General features: G+C 46.5%; 2 tRNA genes. Both read right to left on the bottom strand.

Features of this window, described 5'->3' with window-relative positions:
• Positions 1 to 62 precede the first annotated feature (62 nt).
• Positions 63 to 138, bottom strand: a tRNA-Ala gene (locus tag AKJ31_RS22010).
• 45 nt (positions 139 to 183) lie between these two features.
• A tRNA-Ile gene (locus AKJ31_RS22005) sits at positions 184 to 260 on the bottom strand.
• Positions 261 to 303 lie beyond the last annotated feature (43 nt).

Here is a 303-nt window from a genome sequence, read left to right as displayed (position 1 = left end):
TTAAAGAGCTAGATTCATTAAAGAACCATTTTTAAAAGCACTATTACTAATGCACTTAAAGATGGTGGAGCTAAGCAGGATCGAACTGCTGACCTCCTGCGTGCAAGGCAGGCGCTCTCCCAGCTGAGCTATAGCCCCATCAAGGTGTGTCGATACTGTATGCCAATCTCCTGGGAGGAAGATTGGTGGGTCTGAGTGGACTTGAACCACCGACCTCTCGCTTATCAGGCGAACGCTCTAACCACCTGAGCTACAGACCCAGTATCGTCTCTTAAACTATAAACATATCAATCTGTGTGAACA

Source organism: Vibrio hepatarius (assembly GCF_001274785.1).
Lineage (GTDB): Bacteria > Pseudomonadota > Gammaproteobacteria > Enterobacterales > Vibrionaceae > Vibrio > Vibrio hepatarius.
Note: the sequence above shows the minus strand (reverse complement) of the source record. Positions and strands in the feature narration are given on the sequence as shown.